Origin of the sequence: Enterococcus sp. AZ077 (assembly GCF_051714965.1) — a bacterium.
Lineage (GTDB): Bacteria > Bacillota > Bacilli > Lactobacillales > Enterococcaceae > Enterococcus_B > Enterococcus_B hirae.
The window spans coordinates 1115672-1138737 of the sequence record NZ_JBIOSX010000001.1; the positions used below are offsets into that span (position 1 = coordinate 1115672).

Here is a 23066-nt window from a genome sequence, read left to right on the forward strand (position 1 = left end):
CCCTTGCAAAGATGCTCGTCTGTGTTATACTAATCACGTAAAAACTGTTACATAAAACAGATAACGGGAGGTCCATACAATGGAGCAATGGAATGGATTTAAAGGAACGAAATGGAAAGAAGGCGTAGATACAAGAGACTTCATCCAAAATAACTACACTGAATACCGTGGAGACGACAGCTTTTTAGAAAAACCAACTGAAGCAACAGAAAAGCTTTGGGCAGAATTACAAAAACTAAATGATATTCAATTTGAACGCAATGGCGTTTATGACATGGACACAGAAATCGTTTCAACGATTACCTCACATGATGCAGGTTATTTAGACAAAGATCTTGAAAAAATCGTTGGTTTACAAACAGATAAACCATTGAAACAAGCATTTATGCCATTTGGTGGTATCAATATGGCTAACAATGCATTAACAAGTAATGGTTACACACCTAATGATGAGCTGACACATATCTTTAGCGATTGGCGTAAAACACATAACCAAGGTGTATTTGATGCCTACACAGCTGAAATGCGTGCAGCACGTAAAAACAAAATCATTACAGGCCTTCCAGATGCTTATGGACGTGGACGAATCATCGGCGACTACCGTCGTATCGCATTGTATGGTATTGACTATTTGATGGAACAAAAGAAAAAAGACCATGATATGACAGGTTTCCATACAATGGATGAAGAAGTCATTCGTCTTCGTGAAGAAATCACAGAACAATATCGTGCTTTAGCACAAATGAAAGAAATGGCTGCAAAATATGGCTATGATATCTCTAAACCAGCTGCTAATGCAAAAGAAGCAGTACAATGGTTATACTTCGGTTATTTAGCAGCAATCAAATCACAAAATGGTGCAGCAATGTCAATCGGACGTATCTCTGCTTTCCTAGATATCTATATCCAACGTGACTTAGATAATGGCGTGATCACCGAACAAGAAGCACAAGAATTGATCGATCACTTAGTCATGAAATTACGTATGGTGAAATTTGCCCGTACACCAGAATACAATCAATTATTCTCAGGATTCCCAATCTGGGCGACTCTTTCAATCGCTGGAATGGGCTTAGATGGACGCTCATTAGTAACTAAGAATGATTTCCGTCTATTGCACACATTGACTAACATGGGTCCTTCTCCTGAACCAAACTTAACAGTTTTATATTCAGAACATTTACCAGAAGGCTTCAGAACTTATGCAAGTAAAATTGCAATCGAAAGCTCATCTATCCAATTTGAAAATGACAATCTTCTTCGTGAACAATGGGGTTCAGATGATTGCGCTATTGCATGTTGTGTATCTGGAACAGTTGTTGGAAAAGACATGCAGTTCTTCGGTGCTCGTGCGAACTTAGCAAAAGCATTATTATACGCAATCAACGGTGGGGTTGATGAAGTAACTGGTGCCCAAGTTGCTCCTGAGTATCGTCCAATCACAGCTGATGTATTAGACTTTGAAGAAGTAAAACACAAATTTATGAATGTGATGGACTGGTTAGCTGAGTTATATGTGAATACATTAAACATCATCCATTATATGCATGATAAATATTCTTATGAAGCAGCTCAACTGGCATTGATGGATTCAGATTTGAAACGTACATTTGCAACAGGGATTGCTGGAATCTCTCATGCAGCGGATAGCTTGTCAGCAATCAAATATGCAGATGTGAAACCAATCCGTAACGAAAAAGGAATTGCCGTTGATTTCGAAGTAACTGGCGACTTCCCTAAATACGGAAATGACGATGATGCAGCAGATGAGTTAGCAGAATGGATCTTAGAATACTTTATGACACAAATCAAACGTCATAAAACTTACCGTAACTCCACACCAACAACGTCATTATTAACAATCACATCAAACGTGGTTTATGGTAAAAACACTGGTAACACACCTGATGGACGTGAAGCAGGTAAACCTCTTGCTCCTGGGGCAAACCCAAGTTACAATGCAGAACAAAATGGATTGTTGGCAAGTCTTAACTCAACTGCTAAAATCAATTATGGTTATGCACGTGACGGGATCTCTAATACGCAAACAATCAATCCTTCCGGTCTTGGAAAAGATGAAGAAACACGTATCGGCAACTTGCGTAATGTATTAGATGGTTACTTCTCTAAGGGAGCGTACCATTTGAACGTCAATGTATTTAGTAATGATCTATTACGTGACGCTATGGAAAATCCAATGAAATACCCTAACTTGACGATCCGTGTCTCAGGTTATGCTGTTAAATTCCGTGATCTAACGAGAGAACAACAATTAGACGTATTGATGAGAACATCACACGATAGAATGTAAAGCGGAATAAATAATACGATCTATCATTAAAAAGAACGATTGAAAAAGGTTGAGGGCAAGGCGGAGGTCTTTGCCCTCGTCTTTTCCTAGCAATCGGTTGATTCAAGTGTCTTTTGAAATAAAATGAAATCAAAGAAAAGAAGTGATCCTTATGGAAGAAAAAACAATTGGCTATGTTCATTCGATCGAAACGTTTGGTTCTGTAGATGGACCAGGCGTTAGATTCGTCGTTTTTATGCAAGGTTGTCGCATGCGTTGTGAATTTTGTCATAATCCTGATACATGGAATATAGGCGGAGGAAAAGAATATACGGCGGATGAACTATTAGACCAAGCAGAGCGCTATCGTTCCTATTGGGGTTCAGAAGGCGGTATCACTGTTAGTGGAGGCGAACCTTTATTACAGATCGATTTTTTGATCGAACTGTTCAAGAAAGCGAAAGAGCGTGGTATGCATACTACGCTAGATACTTGTGGGAAGCCTTTCACGCGTGACGAACCATTCTTTTCTCGTTTTCAAGAATTGATGAAGTATACTGAATTGTTACTGTTTGATATCAAACACATCGACAACGAAGAGCATAAAAAGTTAACACGTTGGGATAATGAAAATATTCTGGAGATGGCGCAATATCTTTCTGAGATCAATAAACCAGTGTGGATCAGACACGTATTAGTTCCTGAACGCAGTGACTATGATGAATACTTGATTCGGCTGGATGACTTTATCAAGACATTGAACAATGTAGCTAAAGTAGAGATTCTACCTTACCATACGATGGGGAAATATAAGTGGGAAACACTTGGCTTAGATTATCCACTAGAAGGTATTGAACCGCCAACAAAAGAAAGAGTCGAGAATGCCAAACGACTACTTCACACAGAAGACTATCGAGGATATCTCAGCAATAAGAACTGAGTAGCTGTGTAAAATCAAATCTGGGTCAGAATGAATCTCATTCTGTCTCAGATTTTTTTCATTTACTTTAATTAATTGATTTAAATCTGTAAGTTACTCGTTTGGTTGTCTTTTCATGAGGATTCTTCGCTTCTATTTTCCCATTAGAGTACGGAGAAATCAGCGCATTGGTGTTCCCATCTTCATAGTACAGAAGGTTTGAAGCTTCACTCGAAAGCTTTCATCTTGCGTTTCTGGAATTTCTTTTAACAATGAACAAAAAAGAAAAAAGAGACATCACGTATGAACAAGCTTTTACAGGATTCTTTGAGGTAAATTAGTTAAAATTACAAATAGTTAACTAATATATGGTGTTTTATCCTATTTTTGATTGGTTTTATCGTAAAATTAAATAACAAAATTTATATAGAATGAATATTGACAACCTTAAATTTTTCTATTATTCTAAAAACACAGAAAACGTTTTCTTAATCTATTGTTACTGGGAGAGAACACCATGAAAAAGCATTTATTTAAAACAATGTTATTATCAACGTCCATTTTGACTTTAGGTTCTGCCATTATGCCTAGCGTTGGAGTATTAGCTAGTGAGCATAATATTTCTAATATAGCTGCTTATTCTGATGATGACTATTATTACGTATTAGATGAATCTACTATTCAAACGAGAACTTGGTCAAAACCTCAAAACTGGTCAATCAAGAAAGGAACTCGAACTTATTTAGGTGTAGAAACTCATACGCGTGGTACAAAATTATCCGTTAGTGCTAATATTTTTGGAATGAAAATCGAATTAAATAGAACTACTTCTGCAAGTGGAAAATTTAAAAAATATCGTCAAAATGCAACAATAACCGTAACCTATAAAGTTTATAGGAAAGTTGATAATCGTTATGTTCGTACAGAAACTGCAACAGCAAACACACAGTATATTGATTATATTCCTATTGGATAGTGATTGAATGGTTAAATGGTTATTTTGTAGTACGTACTTACTCTTAACTTTTATTATTCCTTCGCTTGGTGTACCCTCGAATATTTATTTTTTATTTGAGCATAGTAGTATCTTCTTTTTCATTTTGTCAGTCGTTTTATTTTATTCTACTTTAATCCAAGAATTGAAAAAAATCAGTATAACAAAACTCTTAAGAGTTGTTATTTCTTCATTTCTCATACTATTTATTATTAATTTGATTAATACACCAATTTCAAAAAGTTTAAGCCCGAGTGATTTAAAAAATTCACTCTCTTTCTTCTTTTTTAGCGCAATTACTTATGGCGTAATTTTAGAAGAAATAGTTTTTCGCTTCTGTATGATTAACCTTCAAACTAATAAAAAAAGTCAGTATATAATAATGCTAATTTCTGCTTTTTTATTTGCACTTGTTCATGGATTCGGTTTAGTGATTTTCTTAAGTGGAATTCTTTTAGGATTTGTCTATATAAAAACACAAAACATTTGGTATTCCATAATAACGCATAGTTTATATAATTGTTTTGCTATATTGGTTTATTTATTTTTAACTTAATTATTACAAAAAGTGTTTAGCAAATGCGACTCTTTATCAATAAGAACTGAGTAGCTGTGTAAAATCAAATCTGGGTCAGAATGAATCTCATTCTGTCTCAGATTTTTTGTTTCGCACAAAGCGCACGAAAATGTGACTGAAGAATCCTCCAGTCACATAAATAATAGAGCCAATTAAGCAATGGTCTCAATGCTGTATGTTCATTTTTTAGCGATACCAAAACACTTTTTATAAGCGGATTGTCTTGTTCGATGATCTGTGAATTTAGGTTAATCCATAATAGCTTGATGTAGGTGTGCTCTTTCTTTTGATGAAGCAAATAAGTGCTGTTTGAGTCACCTGCTTTTTGAGAAGAAAAAGGGTGAGTAACAAGGGCGTTTGTTTGGCTGGTTGCGAAAGTTCTATCAACAAGTTGGACAATGAGAAATATTGGATGCTCCAATCGTTTTTTGTCCATTTATATTTCTCATTCAGTGGGATACACCAAGTGAATGTCATTTTTTTCAATGATTCTATGATAAATCTTAGGCGGTTTTTTATTGGTAACAATCGCATCATAATCATAATAATCACCTATCTTGAAAAAATGAGTAGAGTCAAATTTCGTTTCGTCAGCCAATAAAACAATCTCTTGTGCTTTATTCATCATTTCTTTTTTGATTTGTGCTTGATTGAAGTTTGCTTCATAAATCCCTTCATGGTCGAGCCCCCGACAAGATAAAAAGGCAGCATTGAAACGAAAGGAACTGGTAATAGGATCAAGTGTATTTGAAATAACTGTACTAGCATTGAGTTTGACTTCACCACCAGTCAAATAAATTTTTAAAGATTCGTTCTGACATTCACTTAACTTTAAAGCTGTACGTAAACCATTGGTAATGATAATTAAGTTAGGTATCTTAACAAGTAGTGGAATAAGGTGTAGAACCGTACTGCTGGAATCTAAAAAAATACACATACCTGGTGCAATAAAATCTCGTGCTAATTCACTGATGATTTTTTTTTCCGGGATATTACTGGCTTCTCTTTGAAGATAAGTATATTCCATGTTTGTCGTTTCGTTCAAGATCGCCCCGCCCCAAGTTCTACGGATCAATTTTCGTTTTTCTAGCTCAAGTAATTCTCTGCGAAGTGTACTTATACTACAGTGAAGGTGAGTACAAAGTTCTTTGGAAGTTGCTTGTTTCTTTTTTACCAAATAGCTTAAAAGATCGCTTGTACGTCTAGTCTCCATTTTTTTCTCCAAGTTTTTCTTTTATTATAGCGCTTTCTTTTTGCGAATAAAATGCTTTTGAATAAAAATGAATGAGTTGAACAAAAATCTTGCTAATTTTTGAACAATGATCAAAATTTTAAGCAAGGATTTCCTTTGTTTAGAAAGCGCTTTATAATCGAGGCATACATACGTTGGAATAAAAGGAAACGATGGAAGAATAACAGATAAAAATTAGATTTGTGATATATGTAAATAAAATGTGGCGGCAAAAAGCTGGGTTGTCAGGATAATGAAAATGGTTCTATGAAGTGGATGGATCAGCTTTTTTAGGTATTTTCATCGGGATCAGCAACCTGTAGATATCTATTCATTGACCAGTGCGGATGGAATTGTGAGGAGTAATTATAGAAATGAAAAGTTGCTATTTATAACTAAAGCCCTAGATACCACGACAGGATTAGCTAAAGAATCAAGGAGGGACATATGGTACGAGAAGTTGCTACTAACGGAAAAAATAAACAGTACAGACAGCTTTCTAAGTCGATTCTATCTTATCTTTTTGTCTTTCTAGTGCCATTTTTTATGGTATCGTTAATTTGGTTTCATACGGCTAAAGAAAGCATTAATCAGCAAGTTGTTTTGACAGCCAAAAATCAGTTACTCCAATTGAAGTACTCATCTGAAAATAAGTTTTTGCAATTGGATAATATCACTCAACATATTCCTTATAACACCAATCTTTCACCTGGAAGGCTTTCCCATAGTTATTATGCTCGTGAAGGACAACTTAGCTTGCAACAATATAAGCTAAGTAATGATTTTGTTGAGGAAATTTATCTTTACTACAAAGAAAACCCAAATACATTGTTTTCATCTGCCGGTAGCTTGACAGTGGACAATTTTTTGCAACGTAAAATCAATAATCATTCGCTTGATAAAAAAGAGCTGCTTTCACATCTTGATAACGATATTCCAACTGGACTAACCCTGAAAAAAGAACCTAATTCCACACAACTTTTTTACATTGTTCCAATTAAAGATGCAGAAATGCATTTTTATGGCGCAGCAATCTATTCAATCAATCTTTCGATTTTGAATAAGCTGTTGAATCTTTCCAATAGTGATGGTATCAGTACCAACTATCTGATTGATGACTCGTATCGTATTCTAGCAGCAGATACCAGTAATAACAAACTAACCGCGCATTTGCATCAGCCGAAGCAAATTCAAATGATCTTGCAACAGGATAATTTTTACTACAACCATCGAAACTATCTTGTCCAGTCTTTGAATAGCAGGGATTTGAATATGTCATTTGTTTCTGTAATGGATCCATCACAAGCTTTGACAAAGATCAATACCATCCACCAAAAGTTTTTAAAACTTTTTTTTGTGATATTTGTGTTTGGTCTAGTGCTTGTAGTGATTATAGGTACTCGTTTTTCACAGCCGATCCGCAACATTGAAAAATTGATTGATCAATATTATCGAAATAAAATCGGTGTAGCTGTTTCCAACGGGAATGTCTATGAAACGTTGGCGCAATTTTTGAACGAACATGAAGAGCTACATAAAGAAATTAAACGACAGACTCCCCATGCGAGAGAACAGGTCCTTAGAAAAATTTTAGGAGGGAAATTTAAGTCTCCAGAAGATTCATTAGTTCTACTGAACTCTGTCCAAGTGCATTTTACCGGTACTTGCTATTTTGTCGTCGTAGTTGATTATCCTATCCAGAGCATTGACGACACAGCTAATGAGTTACCGCTGAAAGTAAGCGGAAAGAACTTTTCGGGATATGGTACAGAGATCCTATCTGCAGGAGTGACCGCCTATATCTTTAGTACTTATGAAAACACTAGTCACAAGAAAGTTGTAATAGAGATGATTCAGCAACTAAAAAAAGTGTGTTACGGTACTTTTAGGATAGGAGTAGGAAATAGTACTGAAAACCTTACGAAGATCAATGCTTCTTATATTGAAGGTTTGGCCGCATTAGACTATTCAACAGTAGAAAATAACTTTGTTTTCTATAATGAAATTCCAGGCGAAGAGTCTTCAACCAGCATTAATTACCCAGATGGAGAAAAACTGAAATTGATTCAAAGTCTGCGTCAAGGAGACTTAACGATCGCTGCGGAAACGATAGAATCGTTGATTGAGCGGGGGATTAAAGAACACTTTTCTTATAGTGGACAAAAAATGTATGGTTTTTATCTATTAAATGCAGTTGCTAAAGTAAGTAGTAATTTGCAAAATAAAACAATTTTGAAAAAAGCAGAAAAAAGTGCCAAGTTTAGTAATTTACTCGAATTGAAGCAACAACTATTAATGCTCGCAAAAATGATCTGTGAGGTTATGCAAGTTAAGCCACAAAATCAAGAGTCTGTGCTGAAAAAAGAATTGTTCGAATATCTTCACAAAAACTATGCTTCTTCCCAATTATCTATGGAAAAGTTGGCAGATGAATTTCAACTTTCAGTTTCGTATCTTAGCCGTTTTATCAAAAAAGAAACAGGTACTACTTTTTCAAAATATCTGCAAGAATTGCGGCTAGAAAAAATCAAGCAAGACTTAATAGAAACTGATTTGCCAATAAAAACGATTATTCAAAAGAATGGTTATTATGATGTTTCAAACTATACGAGAAAATTCAGGACGAACGTTGGTGTGACTCCAGGTCAATACCGAACAATGAATAGAGAAGGAACTTTATAAGCAATAAATAGGAGTAAACTAAAGGGGGCATCGAACTGGAGCAGGACGAAGAAGTCATTTTATTTTCAGTTTTGAGCTTCTAACTAAAAAAACAAAAGCAAATAATTGTAAAAGACTGAAATAACTACCCAAATTGTTGCTTTTTCAGCATACAACTTGGGTAGTTATTCAAATGTTTTACGATATTTCTCACTAAAAGTATGTTTTTACAAGCTTTCGATGCCAGTATTTTTTGTGAATCGACGAAGGAAGTATCATCTGCTTTATATTTGCTCTTTATTTGATCTTTATTCGTCTTTCAAGGTAATTTCAATTACTGGGATCAGCACATCAGGCTTGATGATTGGCAAGGTGATGACAAGATCTTCTGGAGCAATGACTGCTTCTGTAGAAGTAATCACTTCGTTCGGATCAAATCCTCGATAAAAAATTTCCGAGCCATCATTGAGCAGACGAATAAACTCAACTTTACCTGCTAATCCTTTAAGATGAATGTTGCGGTAAGGATAAGAAAAGAGATGCAGATAAAGCTTGTTTCCATTTTGTGTATATCGGCAATCGTCAGGAGCTTCAAAGGCGCTATATGAACAGCCAATGACAGATGCTTTGTGAAGGGTCATCCAATCCCCGATAGCATGAAGCCGTTCCAACGTTTTCGTATCAATCATTCCTCGTGGATTAGGACCAATATTCATCAAGAAATTCCCATTTTTTGAAACGGTATCAATCAGCATTTTCAAAAGCATCTCACTACTTTTCCATTCCATATTGTCACGGTCATACCCCCAAGTGCCATACATTGTCTGACAAGCTTCCCAGATAACAGGCATGCCGTTTTTCTCTAATGGTTTATCAGGTTGAAACTGTTCCGGAGTAGTGATGCCATGGCCTAAATCAAGTCGATCATTCAATAGGAGATGAGGTTGCAGTTCTAAGCAGAGCTTTTCTAGTGCTTCGCTATCCCAATCAATGTGCCCTTTTCCTTTTGACCAACCCCAATCGCGGTGACTGTAAGAAAAATCGAACCATAAATAATCGATTTTTCCATATTCTGTCAGTAGTTCTTTGACTTGTTCACGAAGATAGCGTTGATAAATCTTGATATCTCTTTCGGAATTTTTTTCTCGCAGTTTCTGGTTCTCTCTTTCAGGATGCAGTCCGTCCAGTGGGAAATGTTCATGGCGCCAATCGATCAGTGAGTGATATAACCCGATTTTGATCCCGACTTTGCGAAAAGCCGGGAGTAGCTCTGCCAGAAGATCTCGTCCAAAAGCAGTATTGGTGATTTTGTAATCAGTTTGTTTCGTATCCCATAAGGCAAAGCCTTCATGATGTTTTGTCGTGAATACCATGTATTTCACCCCACAGCGAGCGGCTTCTTTTGCCCAAGCATCTGCATCAAACAAATCAGGGTTAAAATGCTGAAAATATTTTTTTGAATATTCCTCTAAAGAGACTTGTTCTGTGGTCATAAACCATTCGTGTCTAGCTCCCACACTGAACAAACCAAAATGGATAAACAAACCAAAACGATCATGGATAAACCAGTTAGGATCAGGATAGTCGGTGGGCCAATTATTGAATTTTTTCATATGAACACTCCTAATTTAAAAATTGTGTATTTGTCATTGTTGTTTCTTTGATTTTCCATTCATTCTCTTCCAAAATAAAGGTATGACATGCCGTTGTGATATGATCTCGATACGCCTTCTTCCCATGATTCACTGTTTTTTGTTCTGCCGCTACTAACATTGATTGAGGTGTTTGTTTGATTACTTCGAAAGAAAGCAGTTCATGACTGACATCATAGTCTTTAAAAAATTGCTGCATTTCTTTTGCGGTAGCTTTATGTGCATCTTTGACTAGTGTTGCTAAATAGTCGTTCAGATTTTTATCCGTTGCAGCCTTTAAATTTTGTTGCAAAAGCTGATGGCAGATGTTCGCAGTTCTTTGATTATTGATTTTCCCAGTGATTTTAGTAGATGTCTGTTTTGCTTCGACACGAGGCACGTTTCTGACAAGCTGAGAAGCAGCAGTGACCAACAAAAAAATACTCAGAATGACCAAAAAAAGAGTTCTCTTTTTCATTTTTTATCCCTGCCTTTAGATATCTGATAGTTTACTAGCACTATAAATTCCATGGAACAAGTTTCGCCCGACACCGCTTGCTGTTTTGAAAGGAGCATCGAAGGGTAAAGGCGTTTGCTCAAGCTCAGGCAATTGCTTGATTTCTCCTGTTAAAAATTTATTCAGTCGCCAAACGGCTGTTTCTATCCGACTTTTTAAGGCACCGTAACGAAGATCGATAATTTCATAGCCAAAGGGTTTATTCCATTCAAACCATAGCTGGCGATGGAGGTGTTGCAACTCATTGATCTTTTTGGTGAGAACTTCCAGTTCGTGAAGGATTAGTTGTAACTGGTCATTCCTTTTTGATTGGTAGGCTCGATAAGAGCGACCGATCAAATTTGTTTTTATAAAAAGGACTTGTGCTAATTTCTGATAAAAAGTAAACATCGTTTGTGTGTCCTCATTAGCTGTTACGCTAGATAGTTTCTCACTTAAGTCCTTATAATGCGCAGGAAGTTCTAAATTTTGCAGATCAACATCGTAAAGACCGTATAATAGATCTTGATAAAGTGCCAACTTACTACTATTTGATCCATCAGGGTTATTTTTTGCTACACCTTTCGTCTGATCAAAAGCATCTAGCAGTAAAAAATCATCAGCTTCAAGATGGTGGAAGAGACGGAAACGCTCCATAATCAGTTCCATGCTTACTTCAGGAGCAAATTGTTCCTCGCTGAATTGTTGTAATCCTAACAAACTTGCGATGATCGGTGTTTCAGCACTATCATCGCCCCATAAAGTAGCATAAACTTCGTTGATTTTTTCCTCTTTTGCGACAGAAAGACTAGCTCTTGTCGTTTCAAATGATTTTCCATAATTTGGTGCAAGACCATTCCACGTCCAGATACCGCCCGCAAAAACGATCGGTCGTTGCAATTTTTTATGATTTGAAAAATGCAATTGGTATTCTTCTTTTGAATGATGATAATAATCCCAATAAACCATACGAATTTCAGGAATCTTTGCAATCAAATCTTCTGGGAAATGTACGTCTTTATCGTAGTAGTCTCCTGACTTTGAACCGATTCTAAAAAACATATCGCTCCACATCATGGGCTGTAACTGATAGTTCCTGCAGATTTCCATTACTTTTTTCAGATGCTTTTCCATAATATCAAAGCGATCGATCAAACCATGCTGGGTTAAATAATGACCACGTCCCAGATCATGAGCTTCGTCCATCCCGATATGAATTTTTGAGGTTTTAAAAGCGGCTGCGATCACAGAAATTGCACGATCTAAAAATTGATATGTTTTTTCCTCTTCCACAAGGAGAATATCACTTGTATCTCTCATACCATTGGCAAATCCCCATTTTAGCGGATTAGTTAAATGAGCCAGCGTTTGAATACAAGGAATCAGCTCGATCCCTACCGTCTCTGCAAAAGCATCCAACGCCTTTAATTCCTCAAGAGAATAGGCACCACGACAATAACCAAAATAAGGATAATCAGGGATTTGATACGTATCTTCCATATAAAGCATGCAGCTATTTAATCCCATCTTGCTACAAAGAACAAAAAAGTGTTCCAGCTGATCAACAGTCATCACAGCATTTCTAGAAAGATCTACCATGGGCCCAATTTTTTCAAATTGCGGAAACTCTTCATAAACAAATTCTTCTTCACAGCGATCTAACCAGAGTGACAGCGCTCGAAAAAGATGGGCTTTTTCCTGAAAATAGATAAACGTTTCGTTTTCTTTATTTTCAATTTTTAATGAACCGTTGCGCTAAATCAGTTGGAGTGGTTTTCCATTATCTGAAATAGTTAACGCTAATTCGTTTGTCGCAATTTCAAAAAAATCACGCATGACATCTGTAAGTTCGATTGAAACTTGCATAATAACCTCCTTGAAGTAATCGTTTTCATTTTCAGTATATAGCACTTGTAAAAAAAGAAAATAACTAGCTTGAAATTACATAATCTGTTTATTTGACATAGTGAAAGTTGATGAATATACATAGTCGATCAGCTTCTGGAAAATAATAAATGAAAGAAAAAACGAAAGGGATAAGTAACAGGTAGTAGCCTTAGCAAAAATTGAAAAAAGGCTTGAGTCAACGATTGACAGAAGGTTCCCTTTGATGGCGACAATTATGAATAAGGAGTGAAACAGACATTTGACTTTTACCTAAAGGGCTGACGAATCACATTGTAGATTGTAAGTTAAAAAAAGAGCTATTATTGAGGTTTCCTTGTAAAATCTCCTCGCAGTTCTGTTACAGCTTTTAGCTGTTTGTTTGATTTAAGGTTTGTTTTTTTGTTATTGCGTTAACGTACTTTTTTTTTCTTCAATTTTAATCATTGATTGCAAAGAGAACCAACTTAATGGCAAACAGAATAAAGGCACAAAAGCCACGATTGTCAAAATTGGGAAAAAGGTAGAGACAGCCGTCACGACAAAGATCCCCAGAATAATCGCTACGGTTTCAATCAAGCTACACAAAGATAGAAATAATGCTTGTTTGAAATATTGTGTGAATGACAAATCATAACGTAAAAATACTGGGAATAAATAAAGAATGACTATGACAGTTGCGATAAATAATAATAAGATCCCCATATGAATGAAAGGGTTTTGTAAATACACAGCTGCAATTCTCAGATCCATCCATAGAAATCCTAGTAACATGCCAGCAGCATAGCCTAGTTGATTTGTTGAAATAAACAGATTATTGAAGCTTGTTTGAAAATCTGAATATAAGACTTGAGGAATTTGTTTTTCTTCAAATAAATGATAGAAAAATTTGAGAACGGTAACACTTGCGGGAAAAGTTCCTAGTAGAATACAACCTCTTAATACCGATAAAAACCAAAATACTTGGAGCTTGATGAGAAAAAGCAAGAATTTTCCTAAAGAATAGGTGAAATCAAAAATAGAATGTGGTGATCGTTTATGTTGATTCATAGCTAAAACCTCCTTGTATTAGTCATACAGCTCTTTTTATTATAGTAAGGTTTATTTATGTTTTCTATCAGTATGCGATTATTACATAGCTTTTTCTACTTTTACATAGTTACTTTCCGACTAAGAGATAAGATATAGATATCCTCTAAATAAGTTACGCTTTATGCTGTTTTTACATGGCTTATGCTTTTTACATATTGCTGTTGCCTTGCTTTTTTTGTAAATTTAAAGCACAAACATGAAAGGGGTTTCATAAATGGCGATACGCGGAGATATCGAAGTACCTAAAGAGGTTGAATTAGATCATAGGACTTATCCAGAAACAGAAATGCTAAAAGAACGATTAGAATGGTTTCAAGATTTAAAACTTGGCGTGATTTTTCACTACGGACTTTATGCTCAAGCAGGAATCGTAGAATCTTGGCAACTTTCTGAAAAAGACCTTTGGGCAAGAGAAGGGCGTGAGTTTCGGAAAGATTTTAAACAACTGCAACTAGACTACTGGAATTTGATTAAAGAGTTTAACCCAGAAAAATTACAGGCAAAGAAATGGGCAAGTATATGTAAAGAAGCAGGCTTTAAGTATTGTATTTTTACAACGAAACATCACGATGGGTTTAATATGTACAATACTCTTGAAACAGAATATAAGGTTGGCGGTAAACAAAGCCCGTTTAAAAGAGATATTTTAAAAGAAGTTTTTGAGGCTTTTCGTAAGGAAGAAATAGCAACAGGAGTCTACTATTCAAAAGCCGATTGGTATTCGCCGTTTTATTGGTTGGATGACGATACGATCAAGGGGCGTCATGCGAGCTATGATACGGAACGTTACCCAGAAATTTGGCAACGTTACGTAAGTTTTGTTCATAATCAGATTAAAGAAATCACGCATAACTATGGTCATGTGGATCTTTTATGGCTAGATGCTGGTTGGTGTGGACAGAAAAAAGAAGACCTGGAAATGGATCGATTAGCAGAAATCGCTCGTGAGAAGAAACCGGAATTAATTATTGTGGATCGTATGATGGGAGGCAGACATGAGAACTATGTGACCCCTGAACGAAAGGTGCCAGAACTAGCTGAAATTCCCAAGAAAGTTTGGGAAAGTAATATCCCGATTGGTGATGATTGGGGCTATGTACCAAATGATCGCTTTAAGAGTTCCCAAGAACTATTGGAAACTTTTGTCGATGTGGTCAGCAAAGGTGGGAATTTGATCTTAGGAGTTGGGCCAAAACCAGATGGTACCTTTACTGATGAAGAAACCAAAATCTTACAGGAAATTGGGAATTGGCTAAATATCTATGGAGAAGGAATCTATGAAACTCGCTCACAACCTAAAGAATGGCAAAATCAGTGGAAATTAACATACAGCAAAGATCAAACCATACACTATGCCTTTCAAAGTATTCGCTTTACACAAGAAAAAATATTTTTAGCTGACATTGAGGCCGATAAACATCATGTGATTAAAGATTTATCTACAAAAAAAGAATTAGAAGTATATACGGAAGAAGATCAAATATATATCCTCAGCAGTGAATTAGAGAAACCAGCAATTGGGCTGATTGGTCTTGAAATTTTAAAAAAGCCACAAGGATAGAGATGAGTGAACTTCATAAAAGGAGGTTAAAAAATGGCTGATGCATTACTTGATGTCAATAAAGAGAAAGAGAAAACAAAATGGTCAGAGATCAAAAAAAAATTATATAAAAGCCGACAGCTGTATGTTTTTGTCATTCCAGCATTGGTGGTGGTTGCTGTTTTTTCTTACGGTCCCATGTACGGTGTGATTATAGCATTCAAGGATTATATCCCATCATTAGGGATTTTTGGAAGTCCTTGGGTAGGATTTAAGCATTTCCAACGTTTTTTTGATTCCTACTATTTCTGGGATCTAATTAAAAACACGTTAGGTATCAGTATATATTCTTTGGTCGTAGGATTTCCGCTACCGATTATTTTAGCACTAGCACTAAATGAGTTGAAAGATGGAAAATTTAAAAAATTTACGCAGACAGTGACTTATGCACCTAATTTTATTTCAGTCGTTGTCGTATGCGGTATGTTAATTGCTTTTTTGACGCCTTCCACCGGTATTATTAACCATCTACTGGTTTTTCTAGGTTTTGAGCGAATTAGTTTCATGACAGATCCTCGTTGGTTTAAAACGATCTACGTATTATCTGGGGTTTGGCAAGGAACAGGATGGGGTTCAGTGATTTATTTAGCTGCATTATCTGGTGTTGATACACAGCTTCATGAAGCTGCAACTGTCGATGGTGCAACGAGATGGCAAAGAATCTGGTATATCAACCTACCGACTATCATTCCTACTATGGTTATTTTACTGATCATGAATGTGGGGAGTTTGATGTCATTAGGTTATGAAAAAATCCTGTTGATGCAAAATGCGTTGAATATGGATTCTTCAAATGTGATTGCCACGTTTGTTTACAAACAAGGGTTGCTTGATGCACAGTACAGCTATGCATCAGCTGTCGGACTGTTCAATGCAGCAATCAACGCATTTTTATTGATCACAGTAAATAAAATTTCGCGTAAAGTCAGCGAAACAAGCTTATGGTAATGGAGGGGAAATAATGTATTCAAAAGCGATCCGATCATCGAAAGGCGACAAATTTTTTATGTTTCTCATCTACTTGTTTATTGCCATTGCCCTTTTGTTGGTTATTTATCCGTTGATTTATGTTATAAGCGCATCTATATCTAGTCCGACCTCCGTCAATTCTGGAGAAATGTGGTTATTGCCAAAAAAGATCACTTGGGATGGTTACAAAACGATTTTTACGTATAAAAGTATCTGGCAAGGTTACCGGAACACGATTTATTACACATTACTAGGAACATTTATCAATTTATTATGTACACTTCCTTGTGCATATGCTCTAGGAAGAGCAGAATTTTATGGGAAAAATCTATTTATGAAGTTTTTGATGGTTCCTATGTTTATCAGTGGCGGTTTGGTACCTACTTATTTATTGATTAAAAATCTAGGGATGAATGATTCGATTTGGGCGTTAGTTATTCCAGGGGCCGTTTCAGTTTATAATATTGCAATTACACGTACTTTCTTTCAATCTACCATTCCTAGAGAAATGGAGGAAGCGGCATTGATTGATGGATGTTCTGACTTTCAGATATTTATGAAGATTGTTTTACCATTATCAATGCCAATTATTGCAGTAATGGGACTATTTTGCGGAGTGGCCCATTGGAATAGTTATTTTAGTGCGTTAATCTATTTAACAAACAAATCAATGTATCCGCTTCAATTAATCCTGCGAGAGATTTTAGTGAATCAAGATTTAACAAAAGGAACAACAGAGATGACAGCAGCGGCAGCAGAAGTAGCTTATAGTAAACAACAGCTTGCACAAGTCATTAAATATGGAGTAATGATCGTTTCGACATTACCAATCATTATGATCTATCCGTTTTTACAAAAGTACTTTGTTAAAGGTGTCATGGTTGGTTCTTTGAAAGGCTAACTAAAAATAAATAAGAGAGTGAGTGAAATGAATGAAAAAATGTTATTTAGTAATTGCATCATTAGTGTTGACAACAACTCTTTTGGGTGCTTGTGGGAACAAGGGAAATACTGCTGGAAAAGAAGAAACTATTGCCGTTGAAAAAACCGGAATGCCAATCGTCAAAGAAAAAATCAACATGACGATGATGGCGCCTGGTGGAGAAGCAGAATGGGATGAGTTAGCTTCGGCTAAAGCGTTAGCGGAATTAACTGGAATCAATTTTGATTATATTACTCCGCCAAGTACAGATTTTGAAGCGAAATTGAATTTGGCTTTTGCTTCTGGTGAGTTACCAGATGTTATTTTTGGTGCAGGAAGTGGTCTTTCAAATGCCAAACAATCAGATTATGGATCACAAGGAATTTTAATTGCCTTGGAGGATTTGATTGATGACTATGCGCCAAATTTAAAGAAAATCCTTGATGAGAACCCAGAGTTCAAAAAATCAATTACTGCACCAGATGGTCACATTTATTCTTTACCACGATTATATCCAGAAGATACCTCTAGCCCTCTTTATATCTCACCTTTATGGTATAACGGCGAGTGGCTAGAAAAATTAGGGGTAACCGAATTGCCAAAAAACACGGATGAGTTATATAAATTGTTGAAGCGATTCAAAGAAGAAGACCCCAACGGTAATGGCAAACAAGATGAGATTCCGTTATCAGACGGCAACAAGTTGGCAATTATTCGTACGTGGTTGCTACCTGCTTTTGGTATGAAATCTTTAGGAATCGAAGAAGTTAACGGAAAAGTGCGTTATGCTGCTGCATCGGCTAACTATAAGGAATATTTAACGTATATGAATAAACTTTATTCAGAAGGATTGCTGGACCCAGAAGTCTTCTCGCAGTCAGAAGAAAAGTATCAAGGAAACACACAAACAGATAAAGTCGGTTTATTTGGCGCGTATGCTTCATACATGGCTACTGGTAAAATGCCTGAGGAGTCTTTATCAGATCCAATGTTTTCACCAGTTACTTCAAGTATTCAAAATACACCTTTAGCACCGGGTCATCCTCGTGTAACAACTGGAACGTTTGCGATTACCAATAAATGTAAAAGTCCAGAGGCAGCAATGCGATGGGCGGACTATCTTTACACAGAAGAAGGGCAAGATTTAATGACAAAAGGTCCAGAAGGGGCATTTTGGAAATATGAAACAAACGATTCTGGAGAAAAAGTTCGGGTATATACAGGTGAAAATAAACAAAAGATGGAAGAAGACCGTGGGAAAATTGCAATGGATTATGGCTTAGTCGTACCGGGATTAGAAGACGATTATGCCCAAAGTGTTTTAGCTAATGTCAACGATCCTGATCCTAGTGTATGGACGGAATTTCGCATGAAAGAAATCAACGAGAAAATCATGCCCAATACCGAGGTACCTTTCCCAATTGTTTATATGACGAAAGATGAAGCAGATCAAATTGCGATCAACGCGACGGACATTCGGACTTATGTAGAGCAAATGGAAGCTAAATTTATTACAGGTGTGGAAAGTTTGGCTAAATGGGATGAATATGTCAGTACATTAAAATCAATGGGATTAAATGATTTTGTCAGCACTTATCAAAAAGCATATGATCGTTGGGCTAAAACCGAATAATCATCTTTAACATCAAAGTGGACGTTTGGGATGTTCCTAGCGTCCAGCTTTGTTTGAACAAAACATCAAGAGTTTGGAGAAACCAAAATGAGATCATTAGCAACTAGCATAGCGATGATGGTCAAACAAATGGTTTCATGATAAAGATCAAAGAGAACGAGTATCACACTGACTAAATAATTTTGCCAAATCATGGTAAATATAAATGAGAAAAAGAATGAACCAACATAAACGATGATCATTGGGTTCACTGACTGAAGGGAATCAGTGGATAAAACGATAGAAAAGGAAGGAAATTTTAAATGGATACATTTCCACAAAACTTTCTGTGGGGAGCAGCGGCTTCTGCCCCTCAGACAGAAGGAGCTGCTTTGGTTGATGGCAAGAGCCCATCAACTTGGGATAAGTGGTTTGAAATAGAACCAGAATTGTTTTATAACGGAACAGGACCAGAAAATACCTCTAATACGTATTATCAATACAAAGAAGATGTTGCCTGTATGAAGGCAATGAATTTAAATTCCTATCGGACATCGATTGCTTGGACGCGTCTTTTACCGGATGGCAAGACATTAAATCCGCAAGCTGTTGATTTTTACCGAGCCTATTTTCAGGAAATGCTGGATAATGGCATTGAGCCGATCATCAATTTGTTCCATTTTGATATGCCTTGGTGGCTGATGGAAAAAGGTGGCTGGGAAGTTCGTGAGTCAGCGGATCATTTTGCATTTTACGCAAAGACTGCGTTTGAAGCTTTTGGAGATTTAGTAAAAAAATGGGCGACGTTCAATGAGCCTCTTGTACACATCGAATGTGGGTATATGGGAGATGCACATTGGCCCAAGGTGCATGATTTTAAACGAGCTATACAAGTTGCCTATCACACACTACTAGCGCATGCGAAAGCTGTAAAGGAGTACCGGCGCTCTTCTTTTAATGACGGACAAATTTCTATCATTCTCAATTTAGCACCCGTTTACTCTAAAAGCGAAGAAGCTGAAGACGTGGCTGCTGCAAAGTGGGCAGACCTGTTTTATATTCGCAGCTTTCTGGACTGTGCGGTACGAGGTACTTTCTCAGAAGAGCTGGTAGAGGTATTACGAGAAAGTGATTTGCTTCCTAAAACAGAAACAGGTGATAAAGAAATTTTTGCGGAGAATACAGTAGACTTTATTGGTTGTAATTATTACCAGCCATTACGTGTTCAAGCACCTCAAGACAAGAAACGACCAATCACAGGACTAAGAGATTTATTCCGAGGTTATGATTGGCCGGAGAAACGAATTAACCCACATCGTGGCTGGGAGATTTATCCGCGGGGAATCTATGATATTGCGATGCGGTTAAAAAACAGTTATAGCAATATTCCATGGTATATTTCAGAAAACGGGATGGGTGTGTCGCAAGAAGAACGTTTCAACAATAAAGAGAATGTTATTGACGACAACTACCGAATTGATTTTTTATTTGAACATTTGACGCAACTGCAGCAGGCAATTTCAGAAGGTTCTCCTTGCTTTGGGTATCATATGTGGACATTTGCTGACTGTTGGAGTTGGTTGAATGCCTATAAAAATAGATATGGTTTTTATCGTGTCGATCTGGACAATGGCTATAAACGGTTACCGAAACAATCAAGTTTATGGATGGCACAGGTAATCGCTGAAAACCGATTAGTTGAACCGTTTGCTCAAAACTCAAGTAGTCATTAAAGGCTAGTAAAGAAAAAAACGATAAATGATTTACTTTTTCCAACTTTTTCTTTCAGTGCGAAGAGTTCTGCAATGAAATGAGTAATGGCATGGCCAACTTTTTAAATGACTGTTCCATGGTACTTCGCGCTATCAAAAATTTTGTTTGCGATTGTTTGATATAAAAGTAAGATGGATCGGAATTTCTTCCATCCTAGAAATTATAGCGTCAGTATTGCTTCTTTCGGTTTTTTTGCTATTATTAAGTAGGAGAAACCATAAAGGAGCGAGACAAATGTCAAAAATTTTAGTTTTTGGTCACCAAAATCCAGATACAGATGCAATTGGAGCGGCAATCGCCTTTTCTCACTTGCAAAATCAACTAGGAAAAGAAACTGAAGCTGTAGCTTTAGGTACACCTAACGAAGAAACACAATATGCATTAGATTACTTTAAGTTATCTGCCCCACGTGTCGTTCAATCAGCAAAAGAAGAAGCAACACAAGTGATGCTAGTGGACCATAATGAATTTCAACAAAGTATTTCTGATATTGCAGAAGTAGAAATTTTAGCGGTCGTTGATCATCATCGGATTGCAAATTTTGAAACAGCCAATCCACTTTATTACCGAGCTGAACCAGTAGGTTGTACAAGTACAATCATTTTGAAGTTATATAAAGAAAACCAAGTAGAACTTCCTAAAGAGATTGCTGGCATTATGCTTTCTGCAATTTTATCTGATACATTGCTATTCAAATCACCAACATGCACATCAGAAGATGAGGTAGCTGCAAAAGAACTTGCAACAATTGCAGGCGTTGATTTGACAAGCTATGGGTTAGATATGTTAAAGGCCGGTACAAATCTTAGCGATAAATCAGCTGCAACCTTACTTGATCTTGATGCCAAAAGCTTCCCAATGGGAGAAGCTAATGTTCGTATTGCACAAGTGAATACAGTCGATTTAAGCGAAGTAATGGCTCGTCAAACGGAACTGGAAGAAGCGATGACTGAAGAAATGGCTAAAAATGGATATGACCTCTTTGTTCTAGTGGTAACGAATATCCTAGATAGCGATTCTGAATTATTAGTTGCAGGTCAAGGATTAGATAAAGTCGAAGAAGCTTTCCAAGTTAAATTAACGAACAATCGTGCCTTATTAAAAGGTGTTGTTTCTCGTAAGAAACAAGTCGTTCCTCAGCTAACAGCAGTTTTTAACTAAGCTAGCTAAGGGGTTGCTAACACCTTTTATTCGATTTATTAAAGAGCCTGACAGCTATTTGTTCCAGGCTCACAATGCCAGCCTAGCTTGTTCGATCAAAATGAGGTTGGAACAGAAGTGATCCAGCTTTAAAAAATAAGCCGAAGAATCCGAAAATAGTTGCTCGTATTTTTGGGATTCTTCGGCCTATTTCCGATTGAGCTAGGGAAAACGAGAAGGGGAAAAAATGAACTATTTTTATTCACAAAATCACCAGCAGTTGCTTAGCAAACTAGTAAACAATGCTGTTTTTCCAACTTTGATTGAGTATTTGCATCATCATCAAGAAGAAGACATTATTTTGAGAGAGTTGAAAAAAAATTTTGATCATCCAAAATTTGAAGCTTTTCTTGATCAGTTGATTGATGAAAATCTAATCAAGCGGGAAAATCGTCGTTATAAGTTGAATTTTCCAATATTTGAAGAAGAAACTTATCAAAAAGAAATTGAAGAAGCTGCAGCCAAGATTTTACAAGCTATTAGTCCTTTGTCGCAAACGGAAAAACAGTTGGTTATGGGAAATGAATGTTGGCAAGAATGTTTCGTGTCTAATTCAACCTATTTTTATGCAACCTTAGAAGATCTTATTCCTGTGACGAGACAGGTTGCTGGCAATGAGAATTATCGATTTGTTTCTTTAAATTATCATAACAAGTTATCTTATTCTCTTGCCAATTATTTTTATTTACAAAAGAAACAATTACCTGTGCCATCAGAATTTTTAAAACTTGTAGAACTGATCGGTGACGTCAACGAAACTTATTATTTTGATCAAGTTGAAGTAATCATTGAGCGTATCCAAGCTCAAAAATATAAGAATCGTCGTTCCAGTATCTTCTTTGATTCACTGATCTTGTCGAATACTGTTAAAGTTGTGAAAACTGATGATCAGCTCAACTATCAATTAGCATTGCCGTTGGTTAAAACGGCAAACAGCAGAAGACAACTACCCAAAATCGCTGCTGGAAGAACCGTGGAAGAGCATGCTTATATTGCTAGAAAAGTCTATGATCGTCTTATCAAGGAACTAAATTTAGCAGATTTTTCTTATATAGAAAAAATCAACTGAAAAATTTTTAGACTCAACTGTTAATAATCCTCAGACATCAAAGTTATCAGAAATGACTAGCTTTGATGTTTTTTATGTAAAGTTCAATCATTTATGTCTATTGTAAAGGATTCTTTATTAGCAATATCATCCGAAAAATAAAAAAA

The 23066-nt window shown here is 36.3% G+C and carries 18 protein-coding genes and 1 pseudogene; 12 read left to right on the top strand and 7 right to left on the bottom strand.

All coding sequences use genetic code 11. The features are described from left to right. The first annotated feature begins 79 nt into the window (after positions 1–79). Both pflB and pflA read left to right on the top strand, forming a co-directional pair. Positions 80–2311 carry a formate C-acetyltransferase gene (gene pflB / locus IGL28_RS05185; protein ID WP_010719453.1) on the top strand — a complete coding sequence of 744 codons (2232 nt, stop codon included), beginning with the start codon at positions 80–82 and terminating at the stop codon, positions 2309–2311. Between the two features lie 151 nt (positions 2312–2462). Further along, positions 2463–3230 carry a pyruvate formate-lyase-activating protein gene (gene pflA / locus IGL28_RS05190; protein WP_010737384.1) on the top strand — a complete coding sequence of 256 codons (768 nt, stop codon included), beginning with the start codon at positions 2463–2465 and terminating at the stop codon, positions 3228–3230. Positions 3231–3297: 67 nt separating this feature from the next. Here the strand turns inward: pflA and IGL28_RS05195 are convergent. After that, positions 3298–3494, bottom strand: a pseudogene (locus IGL28_RS05195) (ISL3 family transposase); the annotation flags it as partial. Between the two features lie 232 nt (positions 3495–3726). On the opposite strand from IGL28_RS05195, the gene IGL28_RS05200 reads away from it, so the two are divergent. Next, the gene (locus tag IGL28_RS05200; RefSeq protein WP_081128686.1) at positions 3727–4185 is read left to right on the top strand and encodes an LMxysn_1693 family intestinal colonization protein; all 459 of its coding nucleotides are present in this window, start codon (positions 3727–3729) and stop codon (positions 4183–4185) included. Between the two features lie 7 nt (positions 4186–4192). Next, positions 4193–4759 carry a CPBP family intramembrane glutamic endopeptidase gene (locus tag IGL28_RS05205; RefSeq protein WP_081001079.1) on the top strand — a complete coding sequence of 189 codons (567 nt, stop codon included), beginning with the start codon at positions 4193–4195 and terminating at the stop codon, positions 4757–4759. Between the two features lie 97 nt (positions 4760–4856). Here IGL28_RS05205 and IGL28_RS05210 read toward each other — a convergent pair whose 3' ends face one another. After that, positions 4857–5216, bottom strand: coding sequence for a hypothetical protein (locus IGL28_RS05210; protein ID WP_081128684.1), 360 nt, complete (start codon positions 5214–5216; stop codon positions 4857–4859). A 9-nt stretch (positions 5217–5225) separates the two neighbouring features. Beyond that, a complete protein-coding gene (locus IGL28_RS05215) occupies positions 5226–5993 on the bottom strand; it encodes a DeoR/GlpR family DNA-binding transcription regulator (protein ID WP_010737385.1) in 768 nt (255 codons plus the stop codon). A 465-nt stretch (positions 5994–6458) separates the two neighbouring features. Here IGL28_RS05215 and IGL28_RS05220 point away from each other — a divergent pair, with 465 nt between their 5' ends. After that, a complete protein-coding gene (locus IGL28_RS05220; protein WP_081128682.1) occupies positions 6459–8693 on the top strand; it encodes a helix-turn-helix domain-containing protein in 2235 nt (744 codons plus the stop codon). 287 nt (positions 8694–8980) lie between these two features. Here IGL28_RS05220 and IGL28_RS05225 read toward each other — a convergent pair whose 3' ends face one another. From IGL28_RS05225 to IGL28_RS05240, 4 genes are all read right to left on the bottom strand, one after another. Next, on the bottom strand, positions 8981–10285 hold the full coding sequence (locus tag IGL28_RS05225) for an alpha-L-fucosidase (protein WP_081128680.1): 1305 nt from the start codon (positions 10283–10285) through the stop codon (positions 8981–8983). Between the two features lie 10 nt (positions 10286–10295). Continuing rightward, positions 10296–10781, bottom strand: a complete 486-nt coding sequence (locus IGL28_RS05230) for a hypothetical protein (protein ID WP_081128678.1) — start codon at positions 10779–10781, stop codon at positions 10296–10298. 15 nt (positions 10782–10796) lie between these two features. Further along, on the bottom strand, positions 10797–12398 hold the full coding sequence (locus IGL28_RS05235) for a beta-N-acetylhexosaminidase (protein ID WP_241547367.1): 1602 nt from the start codon (positions 12396–12398) through the stop codon (positions 10797–10799). 690 nt (positions 12399–13088) lie between these two features. Beyond that, positions 13089–13733 carry a DUF624 domain-containing protein gene (locus tag IGL28_RS05240; protein ID WP_081128677.1) on the bottom strand — a complete coding sequence of 215 codons (645 nt, stop codon included), beginning with the start codon at positions 13731–13733 and terminating at the stop codon, positions 13089–13091. A 256-nt stretch (positions 13734–13989) separates the two neighbouring features. Between IGL28_RS05240 and IGL28_RS05245 the strand changes: the two genes are divergently transcribed. From IGL28_RS05245 to IGL28_RS05275, 7 genes are all read left to right on the top strand, one after another. Next, a complete protein-coding gene (locus IGL28_RS05245; RefSeq protein ID WP_438843908.1) occupies positions 13990–15336 on the top strand; it encodes an alpha-L-fucosidase in 1347 nt (448 codons plus the stop codon). 33 nt (positions 15337–15369) lie between these two features. Continuing rightward, entirely contained in the window at positions 15370–16323 is a 954-nt protein-coding gene (locus IGL28_RS05250; RefSeq protein WP_034867549.1) for an ABC transporter permease, read from the top strand. 10 nt (positions 16324–16333) lie between these two features. Further along, positions 16334–17245 carry a carbohydrate ABC transporter permease gene (locus IGL28_RS05255; RefSeq protein WP_370566457.1) on the top strand — a complete coding sequence of 304 codons (912 nt, stop codon included), beginning with the start codon at positions 16334–16336 and terminating at the stop codon, positions 17243–17245. Positions 17246–17276: 31 nt separating this feature from the next. After that, positions 17277–18899 (top strand): extracellular solute-binding protein, encoded by a 1623-nt coding sequence (locus IGL28_RS05260; protein WP_081128673.1) that lies wholly within the window; start codon positions 17277–17279, stop codon positions 18897–18899. A 302-nt stretch (positions 18900–19201) separates the two neighbouring features. After that, the gene (locus IGL28_RS05265) at positions 19202–20611 is read left to right on the top strand and encodes a glycoside hydrolase family 1 protein (RefSeq protein WP_081128671.1); all 1410 of its coding nucleotides are present in this window, start codon (positions 19202–19204) and stop codon (positions 20609–20611) included. A gap of 274 nt (positions 20612–20885) precedes the next feature. Next, on the top strand, positions 20886–21812 hold the full coding sequence (locus IGL28_RS05270; protein WP_081128669.1) for a manganese-dependent inorganic pyrophosphatase: 927 nt from the start codon (positions 20886–20888) through the stop codon (positions 21810–21812). A gap of 226 nt (positions 21813–22038) precedes the next feature. Then, positions 22039–22920 carry a DUF1803 domain-containing protein gene (locus IGL28_RS05275; RefSeq protein ID WP_081128667.1) on the top strand — a complete coding sequence of 294 codons (882 nt, stop codon included), beginning with the start codon at positions 22039–22041 and terminating at the stop codon, positions 22918–22920. Positions 22921–23066 lie beyond the last annotated feature (146 nt).